This is a genomic window from Haladaptatus sp. W1, assembly GCF_001723155.1.
GTDB classification, from domain to species: Archaea; Halobacteriota; Halobacteria; order Halobacteriales; family Haladaptataceae; genus Haladaptatus; species Haladaptatus paucihalophilus.
The window spans coordinates 1-1834 of record NZ_MEIH01000244.1; the positions used below are offsets into that span (position 1 = coordinate 1).

The window sequence follows — 1834 nt, forward strand, 5'->3', positions numbered from 1 at the left end:
GTTGACCACGCCGTTTTCCATCTTGTACGTGGCGCTGACCGGACAGACCTGCACACACGGTGGGTTCTCACACTGCATACAGGGACGCGGGAGGTTCGTCCGAGTGACGTTGGGAAACTCGCCGTGTTCCTCCTCCATGACCACGTTGTACGAAACGCCCGGCGGCGTTCGGTTCTCGGACTTGCACGCGACTGTACACGAGTCACAGCCGACGCATTTCTGGAGGTCGATTACCATGCCCCATCGCGGCGCGTCGTCGTCAGGGTTGACGTCAGAGTCGAGTTCGGACGCGACGTCGCACATCGACCCGATGGAGCAGCCGAGCGACGCCGCCGTCTCCGCCGAGACGGTCTGTTCGGCGCGGTCGATGGCCGGGTTCGGCGTCTCATGGTACTCCTCGCCGAACTCGGCGGCCGCAGCCGCGTCGTATTTTTCCCAGTATTCGTCACCCGGTGGCAGGTTCGCGTGCGAACGAAATACCTCGTGGCCGCGCTGTTGCTGTTCGACCTGCTGGGACGCGATACTGGCGGTGGGGGTTGGTTCGCCAGCGCCGTGGCTCCGCGCGCTCGTCGGCGTCGGTCTCACGGCGACGCTGATAGGTCCCGCGAGCCTCCTCTACCTCTGGGAACCCCTCGCGGTCGTGTTCGGGGTGGGATGGGTGACGGTGGTGCCCTCAGCGACCCTGTTGTTGCTTGCGCGAGTTGTCCGGCAATTCGACTTCCTCGGGCGGCGGCATCCAGAACAGGTCGATGGAGACACCGAGCGAGAACGGAAGCACCCAGATGAGGATGAGGGCGGTTCCGATGTCTCGGATACCGCTGCCCCCAAACCCCGACCACGCCGCTCAACACGATGGTCGTGACGACGTAGACGAGCGGGACGAGTAGGAGCGTGTAGACGACCGCTCCCCAGCGCGTCGAGAGGCGGAGACGGAAGAAGCGAACGACAACCGCCGTGATGACGGTGTTGACGAGGATGATGACGAAGAGTCCGAGCATCGTGGCGGCCGAAACCATACCCGGAGATACGAAGTCCGTACTCTTTTGCGTACCGGATGGCGCGCGAGAAGGTGCATCCTGGTGAGCACGTCCCCGTGAGCACGTGCGGTCGGCGGTCGCTTACACCCGCTGGCCGGTCGCTTACACCGCGCCGGTGTTTCCGAATCCGGGATGCTCGCGTTGGTACCGGATGAGTTGTTCGGCACGATCCGCTTTCGCCAGCAGAACCTCCTTCAACTCCGGCGGGTTTCGAATTCGCGTGTTTTCGAGCACGGTATCGGGAAGCGCGAGCGTGTTCTCGGGAACGCCCTCCTCCGCGTGGACGGGGAAGTGTTGCTGGTCGATTTTCATCACGAGCGGCCAGTCCAACCGCTCGACGCCTTCACCGGAGGAGTACAGGGCTTGGTTCACGGACTCGTGTTCGTCGCGGCTCATAACCGCGTGTTCACCGTCGTGTGGTTCGACGTACAATCGCCCGAGGTAGTAGCCGCTGGAAAACGACTCAAACATGATAGTCAATATCACACAAGGACCAATAATTATATAGTAGTTATCCCGAACAGTTATGAAGAAGGACAAATCTACCCGTCGTTCGTTCCACCCGTTTCGGACCTGCAACGGTGATAGCAGTTCTTTTTAGTAACTCGCAACGCGGATACAATATGGCAATTCCCGAGCGCTACGCCCGCTACTATCTGGAGAACACGCCGAGTTTGGTCTGGTTGATAGTCGTCAACGTCGCCGCCATCCTCGTCGGTCTCGACTTCTACATCCGGACGATGCCGAACTTCCCGACGTTTCTCTGGCCGCTGTACGCCGATTCCCCGACCGCGCTC

At 61.1% G+C, this 1834-nt stretch carries 2 protein-coding genes and 2 pseudogenes; 1 reads left to right on the plus strand and 3 read right to left on the minus strand.

Features of this window, described 5'->3' with window-relative positions; genetic code table 11:
- From BG842_RS30565 to BG842_RS10595, 3 genes and pseudogenes are all read right to left on the minus strand, one after another.
- Nucleotides 1-585, minus strand: a pseudogene (locus tag BG842_RS30565) (4Fe-4S dicluster domain-containing protein); the annotation flags it as partial.
- Nucleotides 582-1016, minus strand: a complete 435-nt coding sequence (locus tag BG842_RS10590) for a hypothetical protein (RefSeq protein WP_254663065.1) — start codon at nt 1014-1016, stop codon at nt 582-584. The gene BG842_RS10590 and the pseudogene BG842_RS30565, both read right to left, overlap by 4 nt.
- A gap of 123 nt (nt 1017-1139) precedes the next feature.
- Nucleotides 1140-1508: a DUF5802 family protein gene (locus tag BG842_RS10595; RefSeq protein ID WP_069449683.1), complete on the minus strand. Its 369-nt coding sequence runs from the start codon at nt 1506-1508 to the stop codon at nt 1140-1142.
- A gap of 152 nt (nt 1509-1660) precedes the next feature.
- Between BG842_RS10595 and BG842_RS31490 the strand changes: the two are divergent.
- Nucleotides 1661-1834: pseudogene (locus BG842_RS31490) on the plus strand (DUF1405 domain-containing protein); the annotation flags it as partial.

Coding starts and splice junctions, on each gene's coding strand:
- BG842_RS10590 (WP_254663065.1), bottom strand. CDS start 1,016: ATGGTTTCGGCCGCCACGATGCTCGGACTCTTCGTCATCATCCTCGTC.
- BG842_RS10595 (WP_069449683.1), bottom strand. CDS start 1,508: ATGTTTGAGTCGTTTTCCAGCGGCTACTACCTCGGGCGATTGTACGTC.